The organism is Arsenicicoccus sp. UBA6765, from assembly GCF_002453335.1.
GTDB lineage: Bacteria > Actinomycetota > Actinomycetes > Actinomycetales > Dermatophilaceae > Arsenicicoccus > Arsenicicoccus bolidensis.
In genome coordinates this window covers 62,329-89,180 of sequence record NZ_DKGR01000033.1, presented here as the reverse complement: position 1 = coordinate 89,180, position 26,852 = coordinate 62,329, and the positions used below count along the sequence as shown (strand labels likewise).

Below are 26,852 nucleotides of genomic sequence, written 5' to 3'. Positions count from 1 at the left end.
TGATCACGCCCGACAGCAGCAGGACGGCAATCAGGTTGGGGATGGCCATGAGGCCGTTGAGCGTGTCGGCGATCGCCCAGATAGCGTGCAGGCCGCCCACGGACCCCGCGTAGACCGCGGCGATGAAGACGAGCCGGTAGGTCAGGATGGCGTACTTCGTGCCGCCGGTGCGCCCGAACAGGAACTCCAGGCTCTTCTCGCCGTAGTAGGACCAGCCGAGGATGGTCGAGTAGGCGAACAGTGCGAGGCCGATGGTGAGGCCCATCCCGCCGATCGTGCCCGGCAGGCCGTGATTGAAGGCCGCGATGGTCAGGGCCGATCCTTGCTCGGTGCCGCGCCACACGCCCGTCGTGAGGATGACCAAGGCGGTCATCGTGCAGATGACGATGGTGTCGACGAAGACCTCGAAGATGCCCCACAGGCCCTGCGCCACGGGTTCCTTGGTGTTCGAGGCGGCATGGGCGATGGGCGCGGAGCCCAGGCCGGCCTCGTTGGAGAAGACGCCACGGGCGATGCCCATCTGGATCGCCTTGGCGATGGTGAAGCCGGTGGCTCCCCCCAGTGCGGACTGCGGGTTGAACGCCGCCTCGACGACGAGCGCCAGCATGGGCAGCAGCTGGCCGGCGTTGAGGACGAGGATGACGAGGGAGAGCAGGACGTAGAAGACGGCCATGAAGGGGACGAGCTTCTCGGTGACCCGGGCGATGGTCTTGATGCCGCCGAGGATCACGATGGCGGTCAAGGCCATGAGCACGATGCCGACCACGACCGGGCTGAGACCGAAGCTGCTCTCCATGGCGGCGGCGATCGAGTTGGCCTGAGTCATGTTGCCGATGCCGAAGGTCGCGAGGGTGGCGAAGATCGCGAAGACGTAGGCCAGCCAGGGCTGCTTGAGACCGTTCTTGATGTAATACATCGGGCCGCCGACGTACTGCCCCTCGGCGTTGGTTTCGCGGTACTTCAACGCGAGGACGATCTCGCCGTACTTGGTCATCATGCCGAAGAAGGCGCTGACCCACATCCAGAAGACCGCGCCGGGCCCGCCGACCGTGATGGCGGTGGCGACGCCGACGATGTTGCCGGTGCCCACGGTGCTGGCCAGGGCGGTGGAGACGGCCTGGAAGCCGCTGATGTTGGTGTCGTCGGCCCCCTTGGCCCTGCGCCCGATCACGCTCCCGATGGTCATGCGCATCGTGTAGGCGAACTTGCGCACCTGGAAAACGTGGGTGCGGACCGTGAGGTAGACGCCGGTGCCGACGAGGGCGACCAGCATCACCGGCCCCCACACGAAGCTGTTGATGGTCTCGTTGAGCTTGAGCGGGTCCACGGGGTTCAGCTCCTGGATGGGGTGGTGCGTCGAGGTCCGAGCTCAGGCTACTCCGGTGCGTATGCCTATGCAGTGCCCCGAATGTGCGACCCGGGTCACACGGGCCAGGTCTCCCGGCGCCAGGCGGCGTCCCAGAACATCCACTCGTAGCGCGCCGCCGTGGAGTACGCCTCGTGCATCCGCTCCACGGTGGCGTCGTCGGCGCCCTCGGCGCACCGGTCGACGATCGCCTTGGCGCGGCCCACCGAGGCGGCGAACTCCTCGTCGGAGTACATCCCGATCCAGTCGCCGTAGGTGTGGGCGTCGAGGGAGCCGGCCTGGCTCAGCAGGTGGTCGCCCACGTCCTGGTAGATCCAGAAGCAGGGCAGCACGCCGGCTGCGGCCGCGGCATACGAGCCCTGGGTGGTCAGCGACGAGAGGTAGGACGTGTAGGCCAGGCAGCTGGGGGAGCGGCGCGCGGCCGCGAGGTCGGCGACGTGCGCGCCGTGCAGCTCCCGCTCGACGACGACCGTGGTGCGGGCCGACTCCGCCCAGAACAGCATCTCGTCGGGGTCGGTGGCCTGCCCCGCGAGGGTCGCGAGCACCCGGCCGTAGTCCGCGAGGTAGAGCGCGTCCTGCGCCATGTAGTAGGTGAAGCGCTCGCGGTCGAGCGTGCCGTCGGCCAGGCCCTGCACGAACGGTAGGGCGTCGATCGCGGACCGGACGTCGGCGGTGCGCGCCCAGGCATCGGTGGTGAAGGTCATCGGTCAGCTCCAGACGTCGTGGAAGTGGTGGACCGGGCCGTGCCCGTGCCCGACCTGCAGCTCGTCGGCGTGCCGCAGCGCCCCGGTGAGCCAGGCCTTGGCGTCGCGGCAGGTCGTCTCCCAGTCGGGGCGCCGGGGCCGCAGGGCCGCCAGGGCGGAGGACAGGGTGCACCCCGTCCCGTGCGTGTGCCGGGTGGCCACCCACTCGGCCGTGATCAGCACCTGGCCACGGGGGTCGGCGAGCACGTCGGTGGCCAGCTCGGTGCCCGTGTGGTGACCGCCCTTGACGTAGGCGCGGCGTGCTCCGGCCGCCACGAGCGCCCGCGCCTGGTCGACCATCTCGTCGACGCTGCCGGCGGGCTCGGTGTCGAGGAGCACCGCGGCCTCGGGCAGGTTGGGGGTGATGATGCTCGCGAGCGGGACGAGCTCGCGCACGGCCGCGACGGCGGACTCGTCGAGCAGCCGGTCGCCGCTGGTCGCCACCATGACGGGGTCGAGCACGATCGGTGTCTCGTCCGTCTCCTCGGCGCGCAGCCGGTGCAGCACCCGGCCGACGGCCGCGGTGACCTCGGCGTCGGCGAGCATGCCGATCTTGACGGCGTCAGGGGTGATGTCGGCGAGCAGCGTCTCCAGCTGGGCGGTGACGAAGTCGGCGGGCACGGCGTGCACCCCGGTCACGCCCTGGGTGGACTGCGCGGTGAGCGCCGTCATGACGCACATGCCGTAGGCGCCGAGCGCGGAGAAGGTCTTGAGGTCGGCCTGGATGCCGGCGCCGCCCGAGGGGTCGCTGCCGGCGATGGAGAGGACTTTGGGCGGGGCGGTCATCGCGCCTCTCCCCGAGGTCGGTCGGGTGCCTGGGCCGTATGCCGCTCCGCCGCCTCGCGCCACCGGGCCAGCAGCGTGGCCGTCGCCTCGCGGGGGTCGGCCGCGGCGCAGACGGCGCTGACGACGGCGGCTCCATCGACGCCGGTGGCCGGGAGCAGGCCGATGCGCGACGCGTCGATGCCGCCGATGGCGACCGTCGGCCAGGGGCTGGCGGCCACGAGCGCCGCGATGCCCTCAGGGCCGGCGGGGGTCGCGGCGTCGGGCTTGGTGGCCTGCTCCCACACCGGTCCCAGGCCGAGGTAGTCGACGGTGCCCTCGGGCAGGGCCCGGGCCGCCTCGACGTGGGCGAGGGTCTGGCAGGAGAGCCCGAGGAGGCGGTCGGGACCGAGGAGCTCGCGCGCCCGCTCGGGGGACAGGTCGCTCTGGCCGATGTGGGCGCCCGCGGCGCCGGCCGCCTCGACGAGGTCGACCCGGTCGTTGATGACGACGGGGACGCCGGTGCCCTCGAGCGCCCGGATCACCGACCGCGTCAGGCGCAGGATCCGCTCGTCGTCGGCCCGGGGGTCGCGCACCTGCACGAGGGTCGCGCCGCCGTCGACGGCGGCGCGGGCGACCCGCGCGACCTGGTCGTCGCCGCCGCACATGGCCGTGTCGGTGACGAGGTAGAGCGTGAGGTCCAGGTCGCGTCCCTCGAGGACGGACCGAAGGGGGCCGGTCACGAGAGCACCAGGCCGGAGGCAAGCTCGTCGGGGGTGACCAGGCTCAGCTCGTCGAGGAGCCCCACCGCGAAGCTGCCGGGTCCCCGAGCAGCGCGGGCGGCGCGCTCGGCGGCCACCGTCAGCAGCGCCGTCGCGCTGGTGGCGGCGAGCAGGGCGTCGTCGCACACGGCCGCGAAGCCCGCCATCAGGGCGCCGAGGGCGCAGCCCACCCCGGTGACCTTGGTCATCACGGGGTCGCCGTTGTGCACCCGGACCAGGCGCTCGCCGTCCGTGAGGTGGTCGACGGCGCCGCTGACCGCGACGACGGTGCTGCGTGAGGTGGCGAGCTCGCGGGCGCGGTCGAGGACCTCCTCGGGCGAGTCGGCGCTGTCGACCCCACGGCCACCGATGCCGCCCAGCAGCCCCGCGATCTCGGAGGCGTTGCCGCGCACGATCGTCGGCGGGTGCAGGTCCATGAGCGAGACCGCGACCTCGGTGCGCCAGGCCAGGCCGCCCGCGGCGACCGGGTCGAGCACCCAGGGCGTGCCGGTGGCCCGCGCGCCCGTGACGGCGGCCCGCATGGCGGCCGTCGTGTCGTCGTACGGCGTCCCGGTGTTGACCAGCACGCCGCCCGCGACCCGGGCGAAGGCCTCCGCCTCGTGGGGGTTGTCCACCATGGCGGGGGCGGCGCCGGCGGCCAGCAGGACGTTGGCCGTCCACTGCGCCACGACGATGTTGGTGAGGCTCTGGACCAGCGGCGTGGTGGCCCTGAGCCGGGCGAGCGCCTCGGCCACCCCGTCGGGGGTGACTGCGGTCACCGGGTCCACGGATGCGTCCGTCATACGACGTCCCTTCGCTAGCACGACCTAGATCAGGTGCGACGGGTGTGATCTCAGCCCGGCCGACGGCCAGGCACCCCGCGTCTCCTCGCACCTTAACGGACGCGGTCGACGTGTGGGCCAGGGGACCCGACGGGCCGTTGTCCACAGGCCCGGCCGTCGACGCGTGGATCCGCGTCGTCGTCCACAGGCCGAGGGCAGGGGGTGGTGCCGGGGTCCGCGGCTCGTGACGATCGCTGCATGGACACCACACCCACCACCGCTGGCATCCCGCTCACGCTCGACGAGATGCTCGAGGGACGTTCGATGCGCGACGTCACCCATCTGCGGCGAGCCATCCAGGCCACGATGCCGCCGCCCGGGCCGCGCGACCACGACGTCGCCGTCCTGATCGGCGACCTCAACGGGCATCTCGTCGCCCCCATGTCCTTCCGGGACCTGCCGTCCCCCTGCGATCCCGCCCACGTGCGAGTGCTCCTCGAGGCGGTCGCCGAGGTGGTGGGTGAGCATGCGACGGTCGCCACCCTGCTCGTGCGGCCCGGGCCGGCGCACGCGATCGCCGCCGATCGCGCGTGGCAGGAGGTCGCCCAAAGGTGCTGGCAGGAGAAAGGGGTGATCGACCTGGGGTGCTTCGTCGTCGGCACCCACGGCGTGGACCTGCTCCCCAGGCTGGAGCTCGTCGCCTGAGGCGCTGCCCGGGGCGATACCCCTAGGCGTCGAGGTCGACGATCACCGGGGCGTGGTCGCTCGCGCCCTTGCCCTTGCGCTCCTCGCGGTCGATGGACGCGCCGGTCACCCGGCTCGCGAGCGCGGGGCTCGCCAGGCAGAAGTCGATGCGCATGCCCTGCTTCTTGGGGAAGCGCAGCTGGGTGTAGTCCCAGTAGGTGTAGGTGCGGGGCTCGGACGTGTAGGGCCGGACCACGTCGGCGAAGCCCGCGGCCACCACGGCCGCGAAGGCCTCGCGCTCCGGGACCGAGACGTGCGTCTTGCCCTCGAAGAAGGCCATGTCCCAGACGTCCTCGTCCTGCGGGGCGACGTTCCAGTCACCCATGAGCGCGACCTGGGCCGCGGGGTCCTCGGCGAGCCAGCGCTCGCCGTCCGCCCTGAGCCGGGCGAGCCAGTCGAGCTTGTAGGCGTAGTGGGGGTGCCCGAGCTCGCGTCCGTTGGGGACGTAGAGCGACCAGACGCGCACCCCGTCGCACGTCGCTCCGAGCGCCCGCGCCTCGGCGACCGACTCCGGCTCGCCGTAGGTCGGCATGTGCTCGAAGCCGACCTGCACGTCGGAGAGCCCGACGCGAGAGGCGATGGCGACGCCGTTCCACTGGTTGAGGCCGTGGTGGGCGACCTCGTAGCCCGCCTGCTCGAACGGCAGCATCGGGAACTGCGCGTCCTTGCACTTGGTCTCCTGCATGGCCAGCACGTCCACGTCGTGGCGCTCGAGGAAGGCGACGACGCGGTCGACGCGGGTCCGGATGCTGTTGACGTTCCAGGTTGCGATGCGCACCTCGCCAACCTACCGGAGGCGCCTGGCCGAGCCTCTACGCTGTCGCTCATGGCAACCGCACTCGTCACCGGCGCGTCCGCCGGCATCGGCCTGGCCTTCGTCCGTGAGCTGGCCTGCCGCGGCCACGACCTCGTCCTGGTCGCCCGCAACCGCGACCGGCTGCAGGAGGTCGCCGACGACCTGCGGGACCTGCACGGCACGAGCTGCGAGATCCTCGTCGCGGACGTCGCCGAGCGCGACCAGCTGCAGCGGGTGGCCGACCGGGTCGCCGACCAGGCACGGCCTGTCGACCTCGTCGTCAACAACGCCGGCTACGGCCTCAAGACCGACTTCCTGCGCACCCCGATCGAGCGGGAGGAGCATCACCTGATGATCCACACCCGCGCGGTGCTCGTCGTGTCGCAGGCCGCGGCGCTGGCGATGCGCGAGCGGGGGCGCGGGGCCGTCGTCAACGTCTCGTCGGTGGCGTCGTTCGTGCAGATGGGGACCTACTCCGCCGCCAAGGCGTGGTGCACGACCTTCACCGAGGGCCTGGCCAACGAGCTGCAGGGCACCGGGGTCACCGCCACGGCGCTGTGCCCGGGCTTCACGCACACGGAGTTCCACCAGCGGGCCTCGATGAACATGTCCCACCTGCCCGACGCCGCGTGGCTCGACGCCGACCGGCTCGTGCAGGACTGCCTGGACGACGTCGCCCGCGGTCGTGCGCTGAGCGTGCCCGGCGGGGTCTACAAGGCCGTCGTGGGAATCGTCCAGGTGGCGCCGCGGGGGATCGTCCGCCGGGTCAGTGGGCGCCTGGCCTCGGGTCGCCGCACCGCCCGCTGAGCCCGCCCCCGCCGCGCCGCAACTAGGCTGGGGCCTCATGAACACCGCGCCCACGAACCCCGCCGACGCCCGCGCCCGCCTGCTCGAGATCATCAAGGACAAGGCGATCGTCCACGGTCGCGTCACGCTGTCCTCCGGCAAGGAGGCCGACTACTACGTCGACCTGCGGCGCATCACCCTCGACGGCGAGGCGGCGCCCCTGGTCGGCATCGTGATGCGCGACCTCACCAAGGACCTCGCGTATGACGCCGTGGGCGGCCTCACGCTCGGCGCCGACCCCGTCGCCACGTCGATGCTGCACGCGTCCGCCGCCGCAGGCGAGAGGCTCGACGCGTTCGTCGTCCGCAAGGCCGGCAAGGCGCACGGCCTGCAGCAGCGCATCGAGGGTCCGTCGATCCGCGGTCGTCGCGTGCTGGTCGTCGAGGACACCACGACCACGGGCGGCTCGCCGCTCGACGCCGTCGCCGCCGCCCGCGAGGACGGGGCAGAGGTGGTGGCCGTGGCCACCATCGCCGACCGCGCGACCGGCGCCGGCGAGCGCATCCAGGACGAGGCCGGCGTGCCCTACCTCCACGTCTACTCCCTGGAGGAGCTCGGCCTCGCCTGAGCGTCAGCCACCTGACCGTCGGGGCGGTCCCGGCCGCCGGGTGCCGCAGGGAACGCCGGAGGGCGGCGGCTCGTCATACGGTCAACCGCCGTGATCGGCCGACTAGGCTGATCACGACCTCAGTCCCGCTCTGGAGGGAGCCGACGTGACACCCGTCCTCATCACGCTGATCGTCCTGCTCGTCATCATCGCCCTGATCGTCATGTGGCTCGTCGGCATGCACAACAGCCTCATCGGGCTGCGCAACCGCACGCAGGAGTCCTGGCGCCAGATTGACGTCGAGCTCAAGCGGCGGCACGACCTGATCCCCAACCTCGTCGAGACCGTCAAGGGCTTCGCGACTCACGAGCGCGGCACGCTCGACGACGTGATGCGCGCGCGGTCCGCCGCCGTCAGCGCCGGCGGGAGCCCCGCCGAGACCGCCGCCGCGGAGCAGCAGCTCACCGGCGCCGTCGGCCGTCTGATGGCCGTCGCCGAGGCCTACCCGCAGCTCCAGGCCAACTCGAACTTCCTGGCCCTTCAGCAGGAGCTCGCCTCCACCGAGGACCGCATCGCCTCCGGGCGCCGCTACTACAACGCCACGGTGCGCGAGCTCAACACCAAGGTCGAGTCCTTCCCGAGCAACATGATCGCCAAGCAGTTCGGGATCCACCAGGAGCAGTACTTCGAGGCCGAGGCGCAGGCGCGCAGCACCCCGCAGGTCAACTTCGACACCAACTCGCCGCGCACCTACGAGTCCGCCCCCGAGCCGCAGCACGGCGGACCCTCGCAGGGCGCGACCCCGGCCGCTCCGGCGCAGCCGGCCGCGCCTGCCCAGACGCCCGGTCTCGGTCAGCCGGGCACGGCGGAGGGCGCTCACGCCCCGGCCGGCGGCCTGCCCGCCGGTGCCGCCGACAACGCCCAGGGCGCCGGTCGTCAGGGTGGCGTTCCGGACACCAACCCGCACCAGGAGGGCGGCGCCCTCAACTGGCCGTCCACCCAGCCGGACAAGCCCCAGCAGTAGTCACCAGCACGAAGGACGCCCACCCCCGATCCAGGGGGTGGGCGTCCTTCGCCGTCGCGGCGGTCGTCGGTCGGCGGGTGGGCGCCGAGTCAGGCCTCGTGGCGGGTGCTGCCCGCGCCCGGCGTCGGGTCGATGGTTGCGCGGCCCTTGCGGCGCTTGTGCATCCACCACTCGAAGACCATGGGGAGCACCGAGATGGCGACGATCAGCAGGATCGCTGTCTCGAGGTTGTTCTGCACCGCGGGGATGGCGCCCAGGAAGTAGCCGAGCAGGGTCACGCCGCAGGCCCACAGCGCCGCGCCGACCGCCGACCAGGTGAAGAACCGCTTGCGGTCCATCTGGCCGACGCCCGCGACGACCGTGATGAAGGTCCGCACGATCGGCACGAACCGACCGATGACCAGCGCCTTGTTGCCGTACTGGTCGAAGAAGGCGATGGTCTGGTCGAAGTACTTCTTCTTGAGGAAGCGCCCGTCGCGGTTGTAGAGCGGGGTCCCGATGGCCCGCCCGATCTCGTAGCCCACCACGTTGCCGGCGAACGCGGCGATCGACAGCAGCGCCAGGGCGAGGCCCAGGTGGACGTCGACGTCTCCGCGCTTGATGAACATGCCGATCGCAAAGAGCAGCGAGTCGCCCGGCAGGATCGGGAACAGCAGGCCGCACTCGACGAACACGATCGCCATGGAGAGCCAGAAGAAGGCGTTGCCGTAGTTGTCGAGGAGGTACTGCGGGTCCATCCAGCTCAGGGAGGACATCAGCTCGGGGATCATCACGCCGACCAGGGTACGGGGGATTCCTGTCCCCCCGCTGTCGCACCGCTGTGGCGGCGGGAGGGTTCCTCGACCCGGCCGCTCCCTCGCCGGGCGGGGACCGAGGCCGTATGCCGATAGCCTGCCGCCCGTGAGCGATCAGGCATCCGGCGGGGGAGACGCGACGACGGGCGGCGGGCGGGCGGCGGCGATCGGTGTCGGGCCCTGGCCGGGACCCTGGCCCACGCGGCCGGACGGGTCACCGGACCCCCGCTACGACCCGGAGCTGCTGCGGGACGGCGACCGCCGCAACGTGGAGGACCGCTTCCGCTACCTGACGATGGCGGCGATCGTGGCGGCGCTGGACGAGACGCGGCACGAGCTGCACGTCGCCGTCGAGAACTGGGAGCACGACCTCAACATCGGGTCGGTGATCCGCACCGGCAACGCGTTCAACGTCGCTGCCTTCCACGTCGTGGGCCGTCGCCGCTGGAACCGTCGCGGCGCGATGGTCACAGACCGCTACCAGCACGAGATCCACCACCCGGACGTCGCCGATCTCGTCGCCTGGTGCCGCGCGCAGGAGCGTGACGCGCTGGAGAGCGGGCGGGACGGCATACCGCTGATCGCGGTCGACAACGTGTCCGGGAGCGTGCCGCTGGAGACCTTCGAGCTGCCGCGGCGGTGCGTGCTGGCGTTCGGGCAGGAGGGGCCCGGGCTGACGAGCGAGCTGCTGGACGCCGCGGACGCCGTCGTGCACATCACGCAGTTCGGGTCGACGCGGTCGATCAACGCCGGCGCGGCTGCCGCGATCGCGATGCACGCGTGGGTGCGAAGGTGGGCGGATGTGACTACCTGAGGTAGGTCCATCGGCCTGGGGTGCGAAGTCGGGCGGATGTGACTACCTGGGGTAGGTACGGATACCCATGTGCGTGGGGGTGAGGGTCTCCTAGCCTGGAGGTGCGCGATGCACCAGAGGGGGAGGTGCATCGCGCACCACTGTGTCCAGCACCCTGCGCACCACACTGTGCCCAGCAGCATGTGCAGCACCGTCCCGGCCCTCGCGGGTGTCCGTCCCGTGGCGTTTCGCGCCCACCAGGTGGACCCCTGCGGGGGCCGGTCGCCGTCCTGGGCCCGGTGATGGAAGGATGGGAACGTGCCTCCGGCCCCGTGCCGGTCACCGACAGCCCAACCGAAGGAGAACCCGCACATGCCCATCGCAACCCCTGAGGTCTACCGCGACATGCTCGACCGCGCGAAGGCTGGCTCCTTCGCGTACCCGGCCATCAACGTCACCTCCTCCCAGACCGCGACGGCAGCGATCCGCGGTTTCGCCGAGGCCGGCAGCGACGGCATCCTCCAGGTCTCGACCGGCGGCGCGGAGTACCTCTCCGGCTCGACCATCAAGGACATGGTGACCGGGTCCCTGGCCCTCGCCGCCTACGCCACCGAGGTCGCCAAGAACTACGACGTCAACATCGCCCTTCACACGGACCACTGCCCCGAGAACAAGCTGGACGGCTTCGTCCGCCCGCTGCTCAAGGCGTCGGAGGCCAACTACGAGAAGTACGGCGTCCCGATCTTCCAGTCGCACATGTGGGACGGCTCGGCCGTGCCGCTAGACCGCAACCTCGAGATCGCCCAGGAGCTCCTCGCGATCTGCAACAAGCTCGACGTCGTCCTCGAGGTCGAGATCGGTGTCGTCGGTGGCGAGGAGGACGGTGTCGCCAACGAGATCAACGACCAGCTCTACACCACCACCGAGGACGCGCTGAAGACCGTCGAGGCGCTCGGCCTGGGCGAGAAGGGCCGCTACATGGCCGCCCTCACCTTCGGCAACGTGCACGGCGTCTACAAGCCGGGCAACGTCAAGCTGCGCCCCGAGATCCTCAAGGAGTGCCAGGACGCGATCGTCGCCAAGTACGGCACCGACAAGGGCGACAAGCCGCTCGACCTCGTCTTCCACGGCGGCTCGGGCTCCCTGCCGCAGGAGATCTCGGACGCGGTCGACTACGGCGTCATCAAGATGAACGTCGACACCGACACCCAGTACGCCTTCACGCGCCCGGTCGCCGACTGGATGCTGAAGAACTACAGCGGCGTCCTCAAGATCGACGGCGAGGTCGGCAACAAGAAGCAGTACGACCCGCGCGCGTGGGGCAAGGAGGCGGAGGCCGGCATGGCCCGCCGTGTCATCGAGGCCTGCGAGAACCTGCGTTCCGCCGGCACCCACAAGTGAGTCGAGGACTGCATGACTGAGCGCCCCAACCTGCTGGGGCCCGAGCCGACGCGGCTGCCGGTGGACCCGGCGGCCGCGTCGCTCGCGTCCGGGCAGGACGCCATGGCCGTGGCCGCGGCCAACCCCACCTCGTCGCTGGCCTGGGCCACGCTCGCGGAGTCCGCCCTGCAGGGTGGGCGCCCGGTCGAGGCCTACGCCTACGCCCGCACGGGCTACCACCGTGGGCTCGACTCGCTGCGTCGCGCCGGCTGGCGCGGTCAGGGTGAGGTCCCCTGGGAGCACGAGCCCAACCGCGGATTCCTCTGTGCCGTCGCAGCGCTCGCCTACGCGGCGGACGCCATCGGCGAGGAGGACGAGCGGGAGCGCTGCGCCCAGCTGCTGCGCGACTCCTCGATGGAGGCGGCGCGCCAGATGGGCCTGGTCCCTCCGCAGGAGTGACCCTGCCGTCTGCCGACACAGGTATGACGAGAGCGCGCCCTCCCGGTCTCACCGGGAGGGCGCGCTCTCGTCATACGGTCTGGACATGGGTGGTGCCGGGGCATCCCCTGCCCCGGCACCTGTTCCCCCTGTGAGGCTTGCGCCGCCATCAAGCGCGTGGCCTCGTGTCCGCGATCGATCACGACGTGGTGCTCAGTCACATCGCGTGTCGTTCGTTCGCGTTGTCCCCAGTATGTCGCAACGTAGCGTGCTCGGGTGTCGCTTTTCGGCCAATGGCACTAACCTGCCAAGAAGAATCTGTAACACCCTTCCTGAGCAGGTGCGATGACCTCTTTCCTCAGCTCCCTGGACATCGATCGCGATGCCGAGCGGCTCTACCGACGAGTGCTCCGCAGCGCCCCCGTCAGCGTCGACGAGCTGGCGGGCCGGCTCGGGTGGTCGGAGGACGCGGTCCGGTCGGCGGCGGCGCACCTGGTCGACCGGGGACTGGTCACCGAGACGGCCGACGGGATGCTGGACGCCGACGACCCTCGCGCCGCCATCGGCAGGCTCGTGGAGTCGGGCCTGCACGACGTGCGCCGGCGCCAGGGCAACCTCGAGCGCACCCGCAACGCCATCGCGCACTTCGCGGTGGACCACACCGGTGCGCGATCCGGCGTCCGCCGCCCCACCTGGGAGGTCGTACCCGCGGACCTCATGACGGGCGTCGTGCTGGAGGGCATCCAGACCACGACGGGCGTGATCCGCTCGTCGGCCATCACCGCCGACTGGAGCCCGGACGGGATCGAGCAGGTCCTCGACCTGTCCCGCCGCACCATCGAGTCGGGCCGGTCGATGCGCTCGCTGTATCCCATGGCCGCCATCGCGTCGGCGTCCTCCCGGATGTGGATGGCGCGGTTCGCGAAGGTGGGGGAGGAGCAGCGTCTCGTGCGCGAGCCGCTCAGCGAGTTCGTCGTCTTCGGCGACGATCTCGTGCTCGCCACCACCGACTGGGGGAGCCTGGAGGCGGACTACGTCAAGGTGCGGGACCCCATGCTGGTCGCCGCGTTCCAGCGGCTCTTCGACCTCGCGTGGGAGGCCGGCCAGCCTCCGCCGGACGCCGCGGCCGACGACGGCGACACCCGCCGGCTGCTCACCCTCCTGGCCGCCGGGCACAAGGACGAGGTGATCGCGCGCCACCTGGGGGTGTCCCTGCGGACGGTGCGCCGACGCGTGGCGCTGCTCATGGACGAGGCGGGCGTCGAGACGCGGTTCCAGCTCGGCATGGCGGTGGCCCGGCGGGCGGCCGGGAGCGGCGGCATACCGGGTCGGCAACGTCCCTGAACAGGCCGGTCGCGTAAACTCGGGGGGCACGGGCGCCTGTCTCGTGCGGACCTGAAGCAGGGAAGGCGACTATCTGACATGCCAGGCATCGTGCTGGTCGGGGCGCAGTGGGGCGACGAGGGCAAGGGCAAGGCGACTGACCTGCTCGGCTCCGAGATCGACTACGTCGTGAAGTTCAACGGCGGCAACAACGCCGGCCACACGGTGGTGATCGACGGCGAGAAGTACGCCCTGCACCTGCTGCCCTCGGGCATCCTCACCCCCGGCGTCACGCCGGTGATCGGCAACGGCGTCGTCGTCGACCTGTCCGTGCTGATGGAGGAGCTCGACGGCCTCGAGGCGCGCGGCCTGGACACCTCCCGCCTGCGGATCAGCGCCAACGCCCACGTCATCGCGTCCTACAACACGACGATGGACAAGGTCGGCGAGCGCTTCCTCGGCAAGCGCAAGATCGGCACCACCGGCCGGGGCATCGGCCCGACCTACGCCGACAAGATGAACCGCGTCGGCATCCGCGTCCAGGACCTCTTCGACGAGTCGATCCTGCGGCAGAAGGTCGAGGCCGCGCTGGTCTCCAAGAACCAGGTGCTCACCAAGCTCTACAACCGCCGGGCCATCGAGGCCGAGGAGGTCGTGCAGGAGCTCCTCTCGTACGTCGACCGGCTGCGGCCCATGGTCGCCGACACCTCGCTGGAGATCTCCGAGGCGCTGGACGCCGGCAAGGTCGTGCTCTGCGAGGCGGGCCAGGCGACCCTGCTCGACGTCGACCACGGCACCTACCCCTACGTCACGTCCTCCAACGCGACCGCGGGCGGAGCGTGCACCGGCGCGGGCATCCCGCCGACCCGCATCGACCGGGTCATCGCGATCCTCAAGGCCTTCACCACGCGCGTGGGCGAGGGGCCCTTCCCGACCGAGCTGCACGACGAGGTCGGCGACCGGCTGCGCGAGATCGGGCACGAGTTCGGCACGACCACGGGCCGTCCGCGGCGCATCGGCTGGCTCGACGTCGTCATCGGGCGCTACGCCACGCGCATCAACGGCGTCACCGACTTCGTCATCACCAAGCTCGACAACCTCGACAGCTTCGCCGAGATCCCGGTGTGCGTGGCCTACGAGATCAACGGCGAGCGCGTCGACGAGATGCCGGTGTCGCAGAGCGACTTCCACCACGCCACGCCGGTCTACGAGGTCCTGCCCGGCTGGCAGGAGGACATCACCGGCTGCCGCAGCTTCGACGAGCTGCCCGAGAACGCCCGCCGCTACGTGGAGTTCGTCGAGCAGCAGGTCGGCGCGCGCGTGTCGGTGATCGGCGTGGGGCCGGGTCGCGACGAGGTGGTCGTGCGCCACGACCTGCTCGGCCGCGACTGATCGGCCGCCCTCTACCCCCTCCAAGATCGTGAGTGTTTGGTCCAAGGATGTTGGACGAAACACTCACGATCTTGCGTGTTGGGGCGGGGGGTCTCAGCGGTCGCGGTGCTCGCGCTCGCGGATCCGCTCGTGGTGGTGGATGACCTCGTCGATCACGAAGCGCAGGAACTTCTCGCTGAACTCCGGGTCCAGCTCGGCGGCCTCGGCGAGGCGGCGCAGGCGCGCGATCTGCCGCTCCTCCCGGGACGGGTCGGCCGGCGGCAGCTCAGCGGTCGCCTTGTACTCCCCGACCTTCTGCGTGACCTTGAACCGCTCGGCCAGCATGTGGATCAGGGCGGCGTCGATGTTGTCGATGCTCTGTCGGTAGGCCGCGAGGACCGGGTCGTCGCCCGCCGTCTCGGTCGACCGGTGGTCCTGCTCGCTCATGGGGCCTGAGTCTGTCCTGTCACCCCGTGAGCGGGTAGCCCCGTCTCAGCGTGTGTCGGGGCGGATCACCGTCATGCGGTGGGCTGCGCGCGTCAGCACGACATACAGGGTCCGTATGCCGCCCGCGGTCTCGGCCACGATCGCGTCCGGGTCGACGACCACCGTCGCGTCGTACTCGAGACCCTTGGTGGACAGCGGGTCGATGGCGACGACGCGGTCTCCCAGCGGCTCCAGCGCCGGGCGCAGCACGTCCCAGGACGCCGGCAGGATGACCGTCACCAGGCCGTCGACCTCGTCGAGGAGCCCTCGGGCCGCCGAGACCACCTGCTCGGCGAGTGCTGTGCGGGGGACGTCGAGGTCGACCGGGTCGACGCCGGTCTCGCGGACGGCCTGCGGGATGTCGGCGTCCGGCACCGCGGCGCGGATGACGCGGGAGGCGTAGTCGAAGATCTCGGCGGCGTTGCGGTAGTTGGTCGTCATGTGGAAGCGCGCGGGCTCCTTGTCGCCCCAGGCCTCCTCGCGGGCCGCGGCCGCCTCGACGGGGTCGGGCCACGACGCCTGGGCGGCGTCGCCGACCACGGTCCAGGAGCCCCAGCGGCCGCGTCGGCCGAGGGACCGCCACTGCATAGGGGAGACGTCCTGGGCCTCGTCGACGAGGACGTGGGCGTACTCGTCGACGTCGCCGATCCGCCCGGACAGCAGGCGCTCGCGAGCCGTGGCGGGCGCGAGCTCGGCGCGGGGCTCGACGGCGGCCAGGCGCTGACGGCCGACGACGACCTCCTGCACGCCGTGGCGCTCGGTGGCGTCCAGCTCCTCGATCTCGTAGAAGCCGCGCTCCTCCTGCTCGAGCTCGACGACCGGGCCGAGGCGGGCCGCGACGTCGTCGACGAGGGCGACGTCGGCCACCGACCAGGTGCCGGTGCGGAGCGCGACCTGCATCGAGGCGACGACCTCCGCCTGCTCGGTGTCAGACAGGATCCCGCGCGCGTGCCGGGCCAGGACCTCGGGGTCGGCCAGCCAGAGCAGGACCTCGCGAGGGTCGACGGGACGCCACCACTCGCGCAGGAAGGCGTCGACCTCCAGGTGGTCGTCGTAGGCGTCGAAGAACTCCTCGCGGTCCCCGCCGTGCACGGTGGCCCAGGCGGCCTCGCCGAGGGCTTCACCGGCGGCGTCCCACGAGCCGTTGCGGCGCTGGTGGCGCAGGACCCGGCGGCGGACGCGGTCGAGCGCGCTGGCGTCGAGGCGGACGGGGTGGCCGGAGATCATGGCGCGGAACTCCGTGGGGGCCAACGGGTCCCGGCCGCGAGCGGCGCGGGCGAGGACCGAGCGCATGCGCAGGGAGCCCTTGATCGCCGCCGCGGCGGGGGAGTCGACGCGGTCGGTCGACATGCCGTCGACGAGGTCGCCGAGCGCCCGCAGGGAGACCGAGTCCTCACCGAGCGACGGCAGCACGCGCTCGATGTAGGCCGTGTAGGCGGCGCTCGGGCCCACGACGAGCACCCCGCCGCTCTCGAAGCGGCGACGGTCGGAGTAGAGGAGGTAGGCCGCGCGGTGCAGCGCGACGACGGTCTTGCCGGTGCCCGGGCCGCCGGTGATCTCGGTGACCCCCGAGGCCTTGGCGCGGATGGCCTCGTCCTGGTGCTGCTGGATCGTCGCGACGATGTCGCGCATGCGGGCGCCGCGCGAGCGGGTGAGGGCGGCCATCAGCGCCCCGTCGCCGATCACGACGATGTCGTCCGGCGCCTCGGGCACCATGAGGTCGTCCTCCACGCCGATCACCCGCGGGCCGCGGCACCGCAGCACGCGGCGGCGCAGGACACCCATGGGCTCGACGGGGGTGGAGCGGTAGAAGGGGGCGGCGGCCGGGGCGCGCCAGTCGATGACGAGCGGCTCGTACTCCTCGTCGCGCACGCCGAGCCGTCCGACATAGCGGACCTCGCGTCCCTCGCCGGGGCCGGTGGGGTGATCGATGTCGAGCCGGCCGAAGACCAGGCCCTCGTGCTGGCTGTCGAGCGAGGCGCGGCGGCGAGCGGCGTTGAACATCAGGGCGTCCCGCTCGAAGAGCGCGGACGCCTCCTCGTCACGGACGTCTCCGACCCGGTCGGTGCGCCCGCGGCTCAGCCCCTCGGTCTCCAGCAGCCGGGCCCGCACGGACGCCCGCTCGAGCTCGGTGTAGACGCGGTCGACGTGCTCCTGCTCGACCGCCAGCTCGGCGCGCAGGGCCTCCTCCGCCGGGGTGGCGGGGGTCTGCTCGGCATCCGTCACGTGTGCTCTCACCTGCTGATCTCGTGTCGGTGCGGGTCGCGGGGGCGCGACCACGGAACCATCCACTCTAGTCGCGTCCGCCCGTTGCCGGACCACGTAGGTGTGAACAACAGATGTTCACCGTTCGATATTGACAGAACGTCGAACAGGGCGGACGGTGGATCTATGTCAGACGCCAGGGTGGTGGCAGATGCGATGGCTCAAGCGGGGGTCCCCGCCGCGGGTCTCGAGGGCGCGTCCGTGCTTGTCGACCCGGACGGGGTGGCGCTGCGGGTAGAGGTCGTAAGGAGGAGCCTGGTCACGGACGAGGTCGCCCGACGGCTGCTCGACGCCCGAGACGGTGGCGACGCCACGCTCATGCTGGATGCCGATCGGGTCACGCAGGGTGCACGCTCCGTGCTGGATGCTGCTCATGCCGGATACCTGGACCGGCGCGGGCGGCTGTCGCTACGGGCCCCGGGGTTGTTCGTCACCGCCGACATCGAGCCGGTGCGAACGACTGCGGCCAGGTCGGATGCGCTGGCCGGTCGGGCGGGTGCTGAGATCGCGGCCACCCTTCTGCTCGACCCGGCCCGGCGCCGCGGTGTGCGCGAGCTGGGGCGGGAGCTCGGCAGGTCTGCGGGCACCGTCTCGCACCTTCTCGCGCTCCTGCGGGGAGATGGCTTGATCGGCCAGGACAATCGCCCCCTTGGCACCGAGCTGTTCTGGGCCTTGGTGCCACGATGGCCGAGCGCCACGTTTTCCTTCGTTCGCGCCCCCGACCTGGCTGACCCGGTGCAGGCCGACGCACTACGAATGGGGCTGTTCGACCACGGGGCGGGTCCGGGCTCGCCAGGGTGGGCCTTGACCGGCACCCTGGCCGCCGCTGCCTACGGGGCTCCAGTGGCGGCGAGGCGCGACCAGGTGCCTGACTGCTACGTGCCCGACGAGATCACCCTGCGCAGGGCCGAGAGGCTCCTTGGCGCGGCACCGTCAGGGAACGAGGCTCGGATCACGCTGCGCCTGGCGCCCGTGCCCTCCGTGGTGACGCTGAGAACGCCAGCGGGCTCTGGGGGGCCTTGGCCGCTCGCGCATCCTCTCTTCGTCGCTCTGGACCTGGCCAAGGACGCTGGGCGGGGACGCGAGGTCCTCGAGCACTGGGACCCGGCAGAGGAGTTCACGCGTGTCTGGTGACCGGGTCGTCTTCTTCGGCGACGCCATGACGACCGTGGTGCACGGGGTGCGCGAGGTCACCCATCTCCTCGGGGAGCCCCCGGTGGTCGTCGGGGGGTTGGCGGTCCTCTCGCGCCTGGCTCGTCCGTATCGAGCCACGGTGGACCTGGACATCGTCGACCGAGGGTCTCGCGATGCGCCGCACCTCGAGGTGTTGAGATCGGCACGCTTCGGCGCACGCGTGGGCCAACGACACCGCCACGCCGCTGATGCTCGAGGCGATCCCCTCGGACGGGCCTCCGGTCGTCGTGGTCGCCCGCGTCTCGCAGCCGGGGCCGCTCGTGGCCATGAAGCTGCAAGCCATCATGAACCGGTCTGCGGAGAAGCAGGCGACGGACCTGATGGACATCGTGCGGCTTGCCCTGGATGCCGGGTCAGGTCCCCTGGTCAGGGCCGGGCTGGCAGATCTCTCGCAGCGTGTCTCTGCGGACGTCGCGCTGCACGTGGACCTGTGGTTCGTCCGTCGGCGTGCCCAGTCGCTGCGCGCTCTGAGACAGTCTGGAGATGCTGACATCTCGATGGACGACCTTGACCTCGTTGCGGACCTACTCCTGGGCGCATGCCGGAGGGGCTGACGGCGTCCCGACGCCCTGGCCTGCGGGCAGCGTCGCCCTCAGCAGGGACCTACTAGGGTTGAGCGCGTGAAGGTACTCGTCATCGGCACCGGTGCCCGTGAGCACGCCATCGTCCACGCGCTGACCCAGGACCCCACCGTCGAGGCGGTCGTCGCCGCTCCCGGCAACCCCGGCATCGACCAGGTGGCGCTCTGCCGCGACCTGCCGGGCGGGATCACCGACGGGGCCGGGATCGCCGACCTGGCCGAGGAGCTGGGCGTCGACCTCGTCGTCGTCGGTCCGGAGGCGCCGCTCGTGGCGGGCGTGGCGGACGTCGTGCGGGAGCGGGGCATCGCGTGCTTCGGTCCCTCGGCCGAGGCGGCCCGGCTGGAGGGCTCCAAGGCCTTCGCCAAGGAGGTCATGGCGGCTGCGGGCGTCCCCACCGCGATGGCCCACGTGTGCACCACCGTCGACGAGGTGGCGGCCGCCATCGACGGGTTCGGGACGCCTTACGTGGTCAAGGACGACGGCCTCGCGGCCGGCAAGGGGGTCGTGGTCGCCGACGACCGGGCCGCCGCCTTGGCGCACGCAAAGGTCTGTCTGGACAAGCCTGGCGGGCAGGTGGTCGTGGAGGAGTTCCTCGACGGGCCCGAGGTCTCGCTCTTCTGCCTCTGCGACGGCGAGACGGTCGTCCCGCTGGCCCCGGCCCAGGACTTCAAGCGCGTGGGCGACGGCGACAGCGGCCCCAACACCGGTGGCATGGGCGCCTACTCGCCGCTCGACTGGGCCCCGGCCGGGCTGGTCGAGGACGTCGTGGCGCGGGTCGCGCAGCCGACGATCGACGAGATGGCGCGCCGCGGGGCGCCGTTCGTCGGCGTCCTCTACGTCGGGCTCGCCCTCACGTCTCGGGGACCGCGCGTGGTGGAGTTCAACGCCCGCTTCGGCGACCCCGAGACCCAGGTCGTGCTGGCCCGCCTGGCCAGCCCGCTGGGCGCCCTGCTGCGCGCCGCCGCCACGGGGCGGCTCGACGAGCAGCCCGACCTGCAGTGGCGCGACGAGCACGCGGTGACCGTGGTGGTCGCGTCCGAGGGCTACCCCGCCGACCCGGTCACGGGCGGCCCCATCAGCGGTCTCGAGGAGGAGACGGAGGCCTACGTCCTGCACGCCGGCACCCGCCTCGACGACGCCGGCCTGCTCGTCTCCGCCGGGGGACGCGTGCTGTCGGTCGTGGCGCTCGGCGCCGACCTGGCCGAGGCCCGCGTGCGCGCCTACGCGGCCGTCGACCGGATCGACCTGCCCGGATCGCACCACCGCACCGACATCGCCCTCGCCGCCCAGCGCGGCGAGGTCGTCGTCTGAGACCCACCCACGAGAGGCCTGTTGTGGCACCCACGCTCGAGCTCCCCGGCTACGCCCACGTCTACTCCGGCAAGGTGCGCGACCTCTATGCCCCGCTCGACCCGGCGACCGGTGAGGCACGCACCGACCAGCTCCTGCTGGTGGCCAGCGACCGGCTCTCGGCCTACGACCACGTCCTCGAGACCCCCATCCCCGACAAGGGCGCGGTCCTGACCCAGCTGAGCCTGTGGTGGTTCGAGCAGCTCGCCGACGTCGTGCCCGACCACGTCCTGTCGACGGACGTGCCGGCCGCCGTGGCCGGGCGGGCGGTGCTGTGCGAGCGGCTCGAGATGCTGCCCGTCGAGTGCATCGGCCGCGCCTACCTCACCGGCGGCGGCCTCGAGGACTACCGCGCCACCGGCGCGGTGTGCGGCATCCCCCTGCCCGAGGGCCTGGTCGACGGGTCCGCCCTGCCCGAGCCGGTCTTCACCCCCACCACCAAGGCGCCGATGGGCGAGCACGACCTGCCCATGACCTATGCCGAGGTGGAGGCCGAGATCGGCCGCGGTCTCGCGGCCCGGGTCGGCGACCTGACGCGACGGATCCTGGCCCGTGGCAACGCGATCGCCGCCGACCGCGGCATCCTCATCGCCGACACCAAGGTCGAGTTCGGGGTGCGCCGGCGCGAGGGCGCCGAGCCCGAGCTGGTCCTCGCCGACGAGGTCCTCACCCCCGACTCCTCCCGCTTCTGGCCCGCCGCGACCTGGCAGCCGGGCGCCCGGCAGGAGTCCTACGACAAGCAGTACGTCCGCGACTGGCTCACCTCGCCGGCCTCCGGCTGGGACAAGGACTCCGGCGAGGCGCCGCCGCCCCTGCCGCAGGACGTGGTCGAGCGGACCCGCGCCAAGTACGTCGAGGCCTACGAGGCGCTGACGGGACGCCGCTTCGGCTGAGCCGCTCGTCCGCGGGGACAGAGCCGGACGCCGGAGCGGTATGCCGGGGGCGCCAGGACGTCATACGGGCTGGTCGATATCCTGGACGGACCCGTCCGCCGGACCCAGGAGACCCTCGACATGGGACGCATCGTCGTCAACGTCATGCCCACCAGCGACGCGCCGGACGCCGAGGGCCATGACGCCCTGCCGCGGGCGGCCGAGCTGGGCTACGGCGAGTTCACGCGCATCCGCCAGGGTCGCCGCCTCGTGCTGAGCGTCCCCGGGGAGGTCACCGCAGAGCTCCTCGCCCGGGCCCGTGAGCTGGGTGGGGCCCTGGCCCCCGAGCACCACGAGGTCGCCGGGGTGCACGCCGAGGGCGCCACCATCACGGTCGGTGACTACGACGACGACTGGGACGTCTACGAGGCGGGGATCGGCGCCGTCGCCCCCATCCCCGAGGGCGCTGGACGGCACGAGGCGCGTCGCACCACCCACCACGACGTCGACCTCGCCCGGGCCACGGACACCGCGAGCACCGGCGTCTACACCGGTGAGGACGACTGACCACGAGCCGGTAGCCTGAGGGCGCTCGATCGCCGCGCCCCCGAGGAGCCTCCATGTCGTCGCCCGCCCACGTCCTCTCCGTCGTCGAGGGGGGTCGGGCGCTCTCCGACTTCCGGGCCGCCGCCCTGCTGGCCCGGGTGCAGGCCGTCGTGCCGCAGGTCACCGGGATCGACGCGCGGTTCGTGCACTGGGTGTCCAGCGCCGAGGAGCTGACGCCGCAGGACCGGGCCACCCTCGAGAGCCTGCTCACCTATGGCGAGCCCTGGGCGAACGGCTCGGAGGGTGCCGATGGCGCCCACGGCACCCACGGCACCCTGGTGGTCGTGGCGCCACGCCTCGGCACCGTGTCCCCCTGGGCGTCCAAGGCGACCGACATCGCTCACAGCTGTGCCCTGGACCTGCACCGGGTCGAGCGCGTCGTCGAGTACTCCCTGCACGGGCCGGCCCTCGACGACGAGCAGTGGGCCGCCGCGGCCGCGGTCCTCCACGACCGGATGACCGAGACCGTCCTGCTGCGCCGCGAGGACGCCGCGCTGCTCGCGACCGAGCGCGAGGCCGAGCCGCTCGAGCACGTCGACGTCCTGGGGGCGGGACGCGAGGCGCTGGTGGAGGCCGACGGACGCTTCGGGCTCGCGCTGTCCGACGACGAGATCGACTACCTCGTCGACGCGTTCACCGGGCTGGGCCGCAACCCGACCGACGTCGAGCTGATGATGTTCGCCCAGGCCAACTCCGAGCACTGCCGGCACAAGATCTTCAACGCCGACTTCGTCATCGACGGCGAGCCGCAGCCGCGGTCGCTGTTCGGGATGATCCGCCACACCGAGCAGGCCAACGGCCAGGGCACCGTCATCGCCTACAAGGACAACGCGTCGGTGATGGAGGGTGGCCGCCGCACGCGCTGGGTGCCGGAGCAGCAGGACGGGCCGGGGCGCTACGCGGCATACGAGGACGAGGTCCACGTCCTGATGAAGGTCGAGACGCACAACCACCCCACCGCCATCTCGCCGTCCCCCGGGGCGGCGACCGGAGCGGGCGGTGAGATCCGCGACGAGGGGGCCACCGGGCGCGGCTCGGCCCCCAAGGCGGGGCTGTCCGGCTTCGCGGTCAGCAACCTGCACCTGCCGGGCACCTCCGAGCCGTGGGAGCAGACGCCGTACGGCGTTCCCGGCCACCTCGCGAGCCCGCTGCAGATCATGGTCGAGGGCCCGATCGGCGCGGCGGCGTTCAACAACGAGTTCGGTCGTCCGGCGCTGGGCGGCTTCTTCCGCGTCTACGAGCAGACCGTCGACGGGGTGCGCCGCGGCTACCACAAGCCGATCATGAGTGCCGGCGGCCTCGGGGCGATCTCGGCCTCGCAGACCGACAAGGTCGTCTTCCCCCCGGGGACCCTGCTGGTGCAGGTCGGCGGTCCGGGGATGCGGATCGGCATGGGTGGCGGGGCGGCCTCCTCCCTCGCGGCGGGTGCCAACGCGGCCGAGCTGGACTTCGACTCCGTGCAGCGCGGCAACCCCGAGATCGAGCGGCGGGCGCAGGAGGTCATCTCGCACTGCTGGGCGATGGGCGAGGACAACCCGATCCTGGCCATCCACGACGTGGGGGCCGGCGGCCTGTCCAACGCCTTCCCCGAGCTCGTGGACGGCGCCGGGCTGGGTGCGCGGTTCGACCTCGCCGCGGTGCCGCTGGAGGAGACCGGCCTCGCGCCCAAGGAGATCTGGTGCAACGAGAGCCAGGAGCGCTACGTCCTGGCCATCGCGCCGGCGTCGCTCGGCCTGCTGGCGTCCCTCGCCGACCGGGAGCGCTGCCCCTACGCCGTGGTCGGGGTCGCCACGGACGACGGGCAGCTGCGCCTGACGGACGACCGCCTCGGCGACGACGTGGCGGAGCCCGTCTCCGAGCGGGCCATCGACATGCCCATGGAGGTGCTGCTCGGCAAGCCCCCGCGGATGACCCGTGACGTGAGTCGCGTCGTCCGGCAGGGGGACGCGTTCGACGTGGGGGCGGTCGACGTCCGGCGGGCGGCCTACGACGTCCTGCGCCACCCCTCCGTCGCGAGCAAGAGGTTCCTGATCACCATCGGCGACCGGACGGTCGGCGGGCTCACCCACCGCGACCAGATGGTGGGGCCGTGGCAGGTGCCGGTGGCCGACGTCGCGGTGACGCTCGGGGACCTGGTCGGGTTCGCCGGGGAGGCGATGGCGACGGGGGAGCGGATGCCCCTCGCCTCCGTGGATGCCCCCGCCTCGGGCCGTATGGCGGTCGCCGAGGCCATCACCAACCTGCTCGCCGCCCCGGTGGAGCTGTCGCGGGTCAAGCTGTCCTGCAACTGGATGGCCGCGTGCGGCGAGGAGGGCGAGGACGCCGCGCTCTACGACACCGTGTCCGCCGTCGCGATGGAGCTGTGCCCCGCGCTCGGCATCGGCGTGCCCGTCGGCAAGGACTCGCTGTCGATGCGGACCCGCTGGACCGAGGGACCGCACGCGTCCGGGCGCTCGGAGGCGTCCGGCGGCGCCGACCCGGTCGACAAGCAGGTGACCTCGCCGGTCTCGCTGGTGGTCACCGCCTTCGCCTCCATGGAGGACGTCCGCGGCACCTGGACCCCGCAGCTGGCTGGTGGCGGATCGCTCGTGGTGCTGGTTGACCTCGGCGCCGGGCGCGACCGCCTCGGCGGGTCGATGCTCGCGCAGGTCAGCGGGGCGTTCGGGCAGGAGGTGCCCGATCTCGACGACCCGGCGCGGCTGCTCGCGCTCGCCTCCGCCCTGGGCGCGCTGCGAGCGCGCGGGCTCGTCAGCGCCTATCACGACCGCTCCGACGGTGGCCTGTGGGCGGCGGCGTGCGAGATGGCCTTCGCCGGAGCCACGGGCCTGGAGCTCGCGGCGGAGTCCGTCGCCGGGCTGTTCGCCGAGGAGCTCGGCGCCCTGCTCGAGTGCTCGGAGGGCGACCTGGACGCCGTGCTGCGCGTCCTCGCCGACCACGGGCTGGCCGAGCTGGTGACCGTCGTCGGACGCACCACCGACGACCGGCGCGTCCGCGTGCGCGTGGGTGAGGACGAGGTGCTCGACGAGCCCCTGCACGACCTCGCGCAGGCGTGGGACGAGGTGTCCTGGCGCATCGCCCGCCTCCGCGACAACCCCGACTGCGCCGACGAGGAGCACGCGGCGTTCGGGACGCAGTCGTGCGGTCTGGTGGTGGCCCCGGCCTTCGACCCGGGCGAGGACGTGGCGGCGCCATACCTCTCGCGCGGAGCGCGTCCCCGCGTGGCCGTGCTGCGCGAGCAGGGGGTCAACTCGCACGTCGAGACTTCGTTCGCGTTCGACCGGGCCGGGTTCGAGACCTACGACGTGCACATGACCGACCTGCAGTCGGGCCGCGCGCACCTGTCCGACTTCACGGGCCTCGTTGCGGCGGGCGGCTTCTCCTACGGCGACACGCTCGGCGCCGGTGCGGGCTGGGCGCGGTCGGTGCTGTTCGACCCGCGCCTGACCGACCAGTTCCGGGAGTTCTTCGAGCGGGGCGACACGTTCGGCCTGGGCATCTGCAACGGCTGCCAGATGTTCGGCGAGCTCGCCGAGCTCGTGCCCGGCGCCGAGGCCTGGCCGCGGTGGACGCGAAACCGCAGCGAGCAGTACGAAGCCCGCCTCTCGCAGGTCGAGGTGCTCGACAGCCCGTCGATCTTCTTCGCCGGGATGGCCGGGTCGCGCCTGCCGATCGCGGTGGCGCACGGCGAGGGTCGCGCGGACTTCTCCCGGCACGGGTCGCCGACGGACGTGGTGCCGGCGATGCGCTACCTGGACGGGTCCGGCGCGCCGGCCGAGACCTACCCGGCCAACCCCAACGGGTCGCCCGGGGGGCTGACCGCCGTGACGACGCCGGACGGGCGGTTCACCGCGATGATGCCGCACCCCGAGCGGGTGCAGCGCAACATCCAGCTGTCGTGGACCGATGGCCCGGTCGACGAGCCGAGCCCCTGGCTGCGGATGTTCCGCAACGCCCGGAGCCACCTCGGCTGACCGCGAACCGGTATGGCGGACGGGCCGGTTCGGCAGGTCGCGGCTGGCGCGCCGGCGTGTGCGAGGGTAGGTCTCATGGACGTGGTGCACGCGGCCAGATGATGCTGGTGGTGCTCGAGGCGGGGCAGCTGCGCACGAGTCCGCACGGCCACTGCCGGTTCGTGCCGTTGCGGTGAGGTCGCCCCGAGGCCGTCAGCGCAGGCGCCAGCGTCCGAGGTCCGGAGGCCGCGGGGACGAGGCGGCGTCGGGGTCCGCGGCGGCGAGCGCGTCGGTGAGCGCACGCGCCGACCGGGCGCGGCGGGCCAGCTCGGCACCGGACCACATGCCCGTGGGGAACGGTGACCGGGCCACGTGGCGGCGCAGCTCGACCAGGTCGAGGTCGGCGGTCGAGCCCGCCGCGACCAGCACCGAGTTGCCGAAGCGTCGCCCCTTGAGCACGTCGTGAGTGGCCAGCACGGCCTGGTGGTCGAGCCCCGCCACCCCCGCCCCGGCGGCCACGGCCGCGACATAGCGCCACGACGGCTCGTCGGCGAGGTTCAGCAGGACGAGCCCGTCAGCACGCAGGACGCGACGCACGTCGGTCAGGAACTCCACGGTGCCGAGCTCGGGGGGCACCCGGCCGCCGTCATACGCGTCGACCACGACCACATCAGCCGACCCGTCCCGCAGGGCTGCCACCCCCGACCGGCCGTCCACGGGCCGCACCCGGATCCGGTGCCGTCGGGGGAGGGGCAGCTCGCGGCGGACCACCTCGGTGAGCTCGGCGTCGGGCTCGAGCACGATCTGGGGCGACCCGGGGCGCGTGGCCTCGACGTAGCGAGCCAGCGACAGCCCAGCGCCGCCGACGTGCGTCACGCCCAGCGGACCGGGCGGGAGGGAGTCCAGGACGCACGCAAGGTGCTGGACGTACTCGAACGCCAGGACGGTCGGGTCATCGAGGTCGACGAAGGACTGCGGGTGGCCGTCGCGCATCACCGTCGCGGCGCGCCCGGCGGCTCGCCCCTCGACCCAGTCGATGCGTATGCCGTTGTCGCTCACCGCTGCTCGCAGGTCGCCG

Annotated in this window: 25 protein-coding genes and 1 riboswitch; of the genes, 15 read left to right on the top strand and 10 right to left on the bottom strand. The window is 72.3% G+C overall.

Annotation, left to right across the window (positions count from 1 at the left end; translation table 11 throughout):
- The 5 genes from B4K29_RS09480 to thiM form a co-directional block, all read right to left on the bottom strand.
- The coding region (locus tag B4K29_RS09480; RefSeq protein WP_286967135.1) for an alanine/glycine:cation symporter family protein at positions 1 to 1,327 on the bottom strand (1,327 nt) is incomplete at its 3' end.
- 95 nt (positions 1,328 to 1,422) lie between these two features.
- Entirely contained in the window at positions 1,423 to 2,070 is a 648-nt protein-coding gene (tenA, locus tag B4K29_RS09475; RefSeq protein WP_029210804.1) for a thiaminase II, read from the bottom strand.
- A gap of 3 nt (positions 2,071 to 2,073) precedes the next feature.
- Complete coding sequence (thiD, locus tag B4K29_RS09470) at positions 2,074 to 2,895, bottom strand: bifunctional hydroxymethylpyrimidine kinase/phosphomethylpyrimidine kinase (RefSeq protein ID WP_029210803.1); 822 nt, start codon at positions 2,893 to 2,895, stop codon at positions 2,074 to 2,076.
- On the bottom strand, positions 2,892 to 3,614 hold the full coding sequence (gene thiE / locus B4K29_RS09465) for a thiamine phosphate synthase (protein ID WP_240483942.1): 723 nt from the start codon (positions 3,612 to 3,614) through the stop codon (positions 2,892 to 2,894). Before thiE ends, thiD begins: the two co-directional genes overlap by 4 nt.
- A complete protein-coding gene (gene thiM / locus B4K29_RS09460) occupies positions 3,611 to 4,435 on the bottom strand; it encodes a hydroxyethylthiazole kinase (RefSeq protein ID WP_286967133.1) in 825 nt (274 codons plus the stop codon). The genes thiE and thiM overlap by 4 nt, the downstream gene beginning before the upstream one ends.
- Positions 4,425 to 4,523: riboswitch (TPP riboswitch) on the bottom strand. It overlaps the preceding gene by 11 nt.
- A gap of 149 nt (positions 4,524 to 4,672) precedes the next feature.
- Here thiM and B4K29_RS09455 point away from each other — a divergent pair.
- Entirely contained in the window at positions 4,673 to 5,119 is a 447-nt protein-coding gene (locus tag B4K29_RS09455) for a hypothetical protein (protein ID WP_286960471.1), read from the top strand.
- Between the two features lie 22 nt (positions 5,120 to 5,141).
- On the opposite strand, the gene B4K29_RS09450 is transcribed toward B4K29_RS09455, so the two are convergent.
- Entirely contained in the window at positions 5,142 to 5,936 is a 795-nt protein-coding gene (locus B4K29_RS09450) for an exodeoxyribonuclease III (RefSeq protein WP_286960472.1), read from the bottom strand.
- A gap of 48 nt (positions 5,937 to 5,984) precedes the next feature.
- Here B4K29_RS09450 and B4K29_RS09445 point away from each other — a divergent pair, with 48 nt between their 5' ends.
- The 3 genes from B4K29_RS09445 (at position 5,985) to B4K29_RS09435 (ending at position 8,371) form a co-directional block, all read left to right on the top strand.
- Positions 5,985 to 6,761 (top strand): SDR family NAD(P)-dependent oxidoreductase, encoded by a 777-nt coding sequence (locus tag B4K29_RS09445; protein ID WP_286960119.1) that lies wholly within the window; start codon positions 5,985 to 5,987, stop codon positions 6,759 to 6,761.
- Positions 6,762 to 6,798: 37 nt separating this feature from the next.
- Positions 6,799 to 7,368 (top strand): orotate phosphoribosyltransferase, encoded by a 570-nt coding sequence (gene pyrE / locus B4K29_RS09440; RefSeq protein ID WP_286967132.1) that lies wholly within the window; start codon positions 6,799 to 6,801, stop codon positions 7,366 to 7,368.
- A 145-nt stretch (positions 7,369 to 7,513) separates the two neighbouring features.
- The gene (locus B4K29_RS09435) at positions 7,514 to 8,371 is read left to right on the top strand and encodes a LemA family protein (RefSeq protein WP_286967131.1); all 858 of its coding nucleotides are present in this window, start codon (positions 7,514 to 7,516) and stop codon (positions 8,369 to 8,371) included.
- Positions 8,372 to 8,460: 89 nt separating this feature from the next.
- On the opposite strand, the gene B4K29_RS09430 is transcribed toward B4K29_RS09435, so the two are convergent.
- Positions 8,461 to 9,141: a DedA family protein gene (locus B4K29_RS09430; protein ID WP_286967207.1), complete on the bottom strand. Its 681-nt coding sequence runs from the start codon at positions 9,139 to 9,141 to the stop codon at positions 8,461 to 8,463.
- 130 nt (positions 9,142 to 9,271) lie between these two features.
- Here B4K29_RS09430 and B4K29_RS09425 point away from each other — a divergent pair, with 130 nt between their 5' ends.
- From B4K29_RS09425 to B4K29_RS09405, 5 genes are all read left to right on the top strand, one after another.
- A complete protein-coding gene (locus tag B4K29_RS09425) occupies positions 9,272 to 9,979 on the top strand; it encodes a TrmH family RNA methyltransferase (protein ID WP_286967130.1) in 708 nt (235 codons plus the stop codon).
- Positions 9,980 to 10,330: 351 nt separating this feature from the next.
- Complete coding sequence (gene fbaA / locus B4K29_RS09420; protein ID WP_029210793.1) at positions 10,331 to 11,359, top strand: class II fructose-bisphosphate aldolase; 1,029 nt, start codon at positions 10,331 to 10,333, stop codon at positions 11,357 to 11,359.
- Between the two features lie 12 nt (positions 11,360 to 11,371).
- Positions 11,372 to 11,797, top strand: a complete 426-nt coding sequence (locus B4K29_RS09415) for a DUF3151 domain-containing protein (RefSeq protein ID WP_019284977.1) — start codon at positions 11,372 to 11,374, stop codon at positions 11,795 to 11,797.
- Positions 11,798 to 12,121: 324 nt separating this feature from the next.
- Positions 12,122 to 13,120 carry a helix-turn-helix domain-containing protein gene (locus tag B4K29_RS09410; protein ID WP_029210792.1) on the top strand — a complete coding sequence of 333 codons (999 nt, stop codon included), beginning with the start codon at positions 12,122 to 12,124 and terminating at the stop codon, positions 13,118 to 13,120.
- Positions 13,121 to 13,198: 78 nt separating this feature from the next.
- Entirely contained in the window at positions 13,199 to 14,491 is a 1,293-nt protein-coding gene (locus B4K29_RS09405; protein ID WP_029210791.1) for an adenylosuccinate synthase, read from the top strand.
- A gap of 93 nt (positions 14,492 to 14,584) precedes the next feature.
- On the opposite strand, the gene B4K29_RS09400 is transcribed toward B4K29_RS09405, so the two are convergent.
- Positions 14,585 to 14,917, bottom strand: a complete 333-nt coding sequence (locus tag B4K29_RS09400) for a chorismate mutase (protein ID WP_019284974.1) — start codon at positions 14,915 to 14,917, stop codon at positions 14,585 to 14,587.
- A 45-nt stretch (positions 14,918 to 14,962) separates the two neighbouring features.
- The gene (locus tag B4K29_RS09395; RefSeq protein WP_286967129.1) at positions 14,963 to 17,182 is read right to left on the bottom strand and encodes a HelD family protein; all 2,220 of its coding nucleotides are present in this window, start codon (positions 17,180 to 17,182) and stop codon (positions 14,963 to 14,965) included.
- 240 nt (positions 17,183 to 17,422) lie between these two features.
- Between B4K29_RS09395 and B4K29_RS09390 the strand changes: the two genes are divergently transcribed.
- The 6 genes from B4K29_RS09390 to purL all read left to right on the top strand — a co-directional run bounded on the left by B4K29_RS09390 (position 17,423) and on the right by purL (position 25,795).
- On the top strand, positions 17,423 to 18,355 hold the full coding sequence (locus tag B4K29_RS09390; protein WP_239261279.1) for a transcriptional regulator: 933 nt from the start codon (positions 17,423 to 17,425) through the stop codon (positions 18,353 to 18,355).
- A gap of 248 nt (positions 18,356 to 18,603) precedes the next feature.
- Positions 18,604 to 18,969, top strand: coding sequence for a hypothetical protein (locus tag B4K29_RS09385; protein WP_051274013.1), 366 nt, complete (start codon positions 18,604 to 18,606; stop codon positions 18,967 to 18,969).
- A gap of 66 nt (positions 18,970 to 19,035) precedes the next feature.
- Positions 19,036 to 20,307: a phosphoribosylamine--glycine ligase gene (purD, locus tag B4K29_RS09380; RefSeq protein WP_029210788.1), complete on the top strand. Its 1,272-nt coding sequence runs from the start codon at positions 19,036 to 19,038 to the stop codon at positions 20,305 to 20,307.
- A gap of 23 nt (positions 20,308 to 20,330) precedes the next feature.
- Positions 20,331 to 21,239, top strand: a complete 909-nt coding sequence (locus B4K29_RS09375; protein WP_019284969.1) for a phosphoribosylaminoimidazolesuccinocarboxamide synthase — start codon at positions 20,331 to 20,333, stop codon at positions 21,237 to 21,239.
- A 120-nt stretch (positions 21,240 to 21,359) separates the two neighbouring features.
- The gene (locus tag B4K29_RS09370; RefSeq protein ID WP_286967128.1) at positions 21,360 to 21,785 is read left to right on the top strand and encodes a hypothetical protein; all 426 of its coding nucleotides are present in this window, start codon (positions 21,360 to 21,362) and stop codon (positions 21,783 to 21,785) included.
- 53 nt (positions 21,786 to 21,838) lie between these two features.
- Positions 21,839 to 25,795, top strand: a complete 3,957-nt coding sequence (gene purL, locus B4K29_RS09365) for a phosphoribosylformylglycinamidine synthase (RefSeq protein WP_286967127.1) — start codon at positions 21,839 to 21,841, stop codon at positions 25,793 to 25,795.
- A 192-nt stretch (positions 25,796 to 25,987) separates the two neighbouring features.
- Here the strand turns inward: purL and B4K29_RS09360 are convergent, their stop codons facing one another.
- Positions 25,988 to 26,833, bottom strand: a complete 846-nt coding sequence (locus B4K29_RS09360; protein ID WP_276203026.1) for a spermidine synthase — start codon at positions 26,831 to 26,833, stop codon at positions 25,988 to 25,990.
- Positions 26,834 to 26,852: the final 19 nt, after the last annotated feature.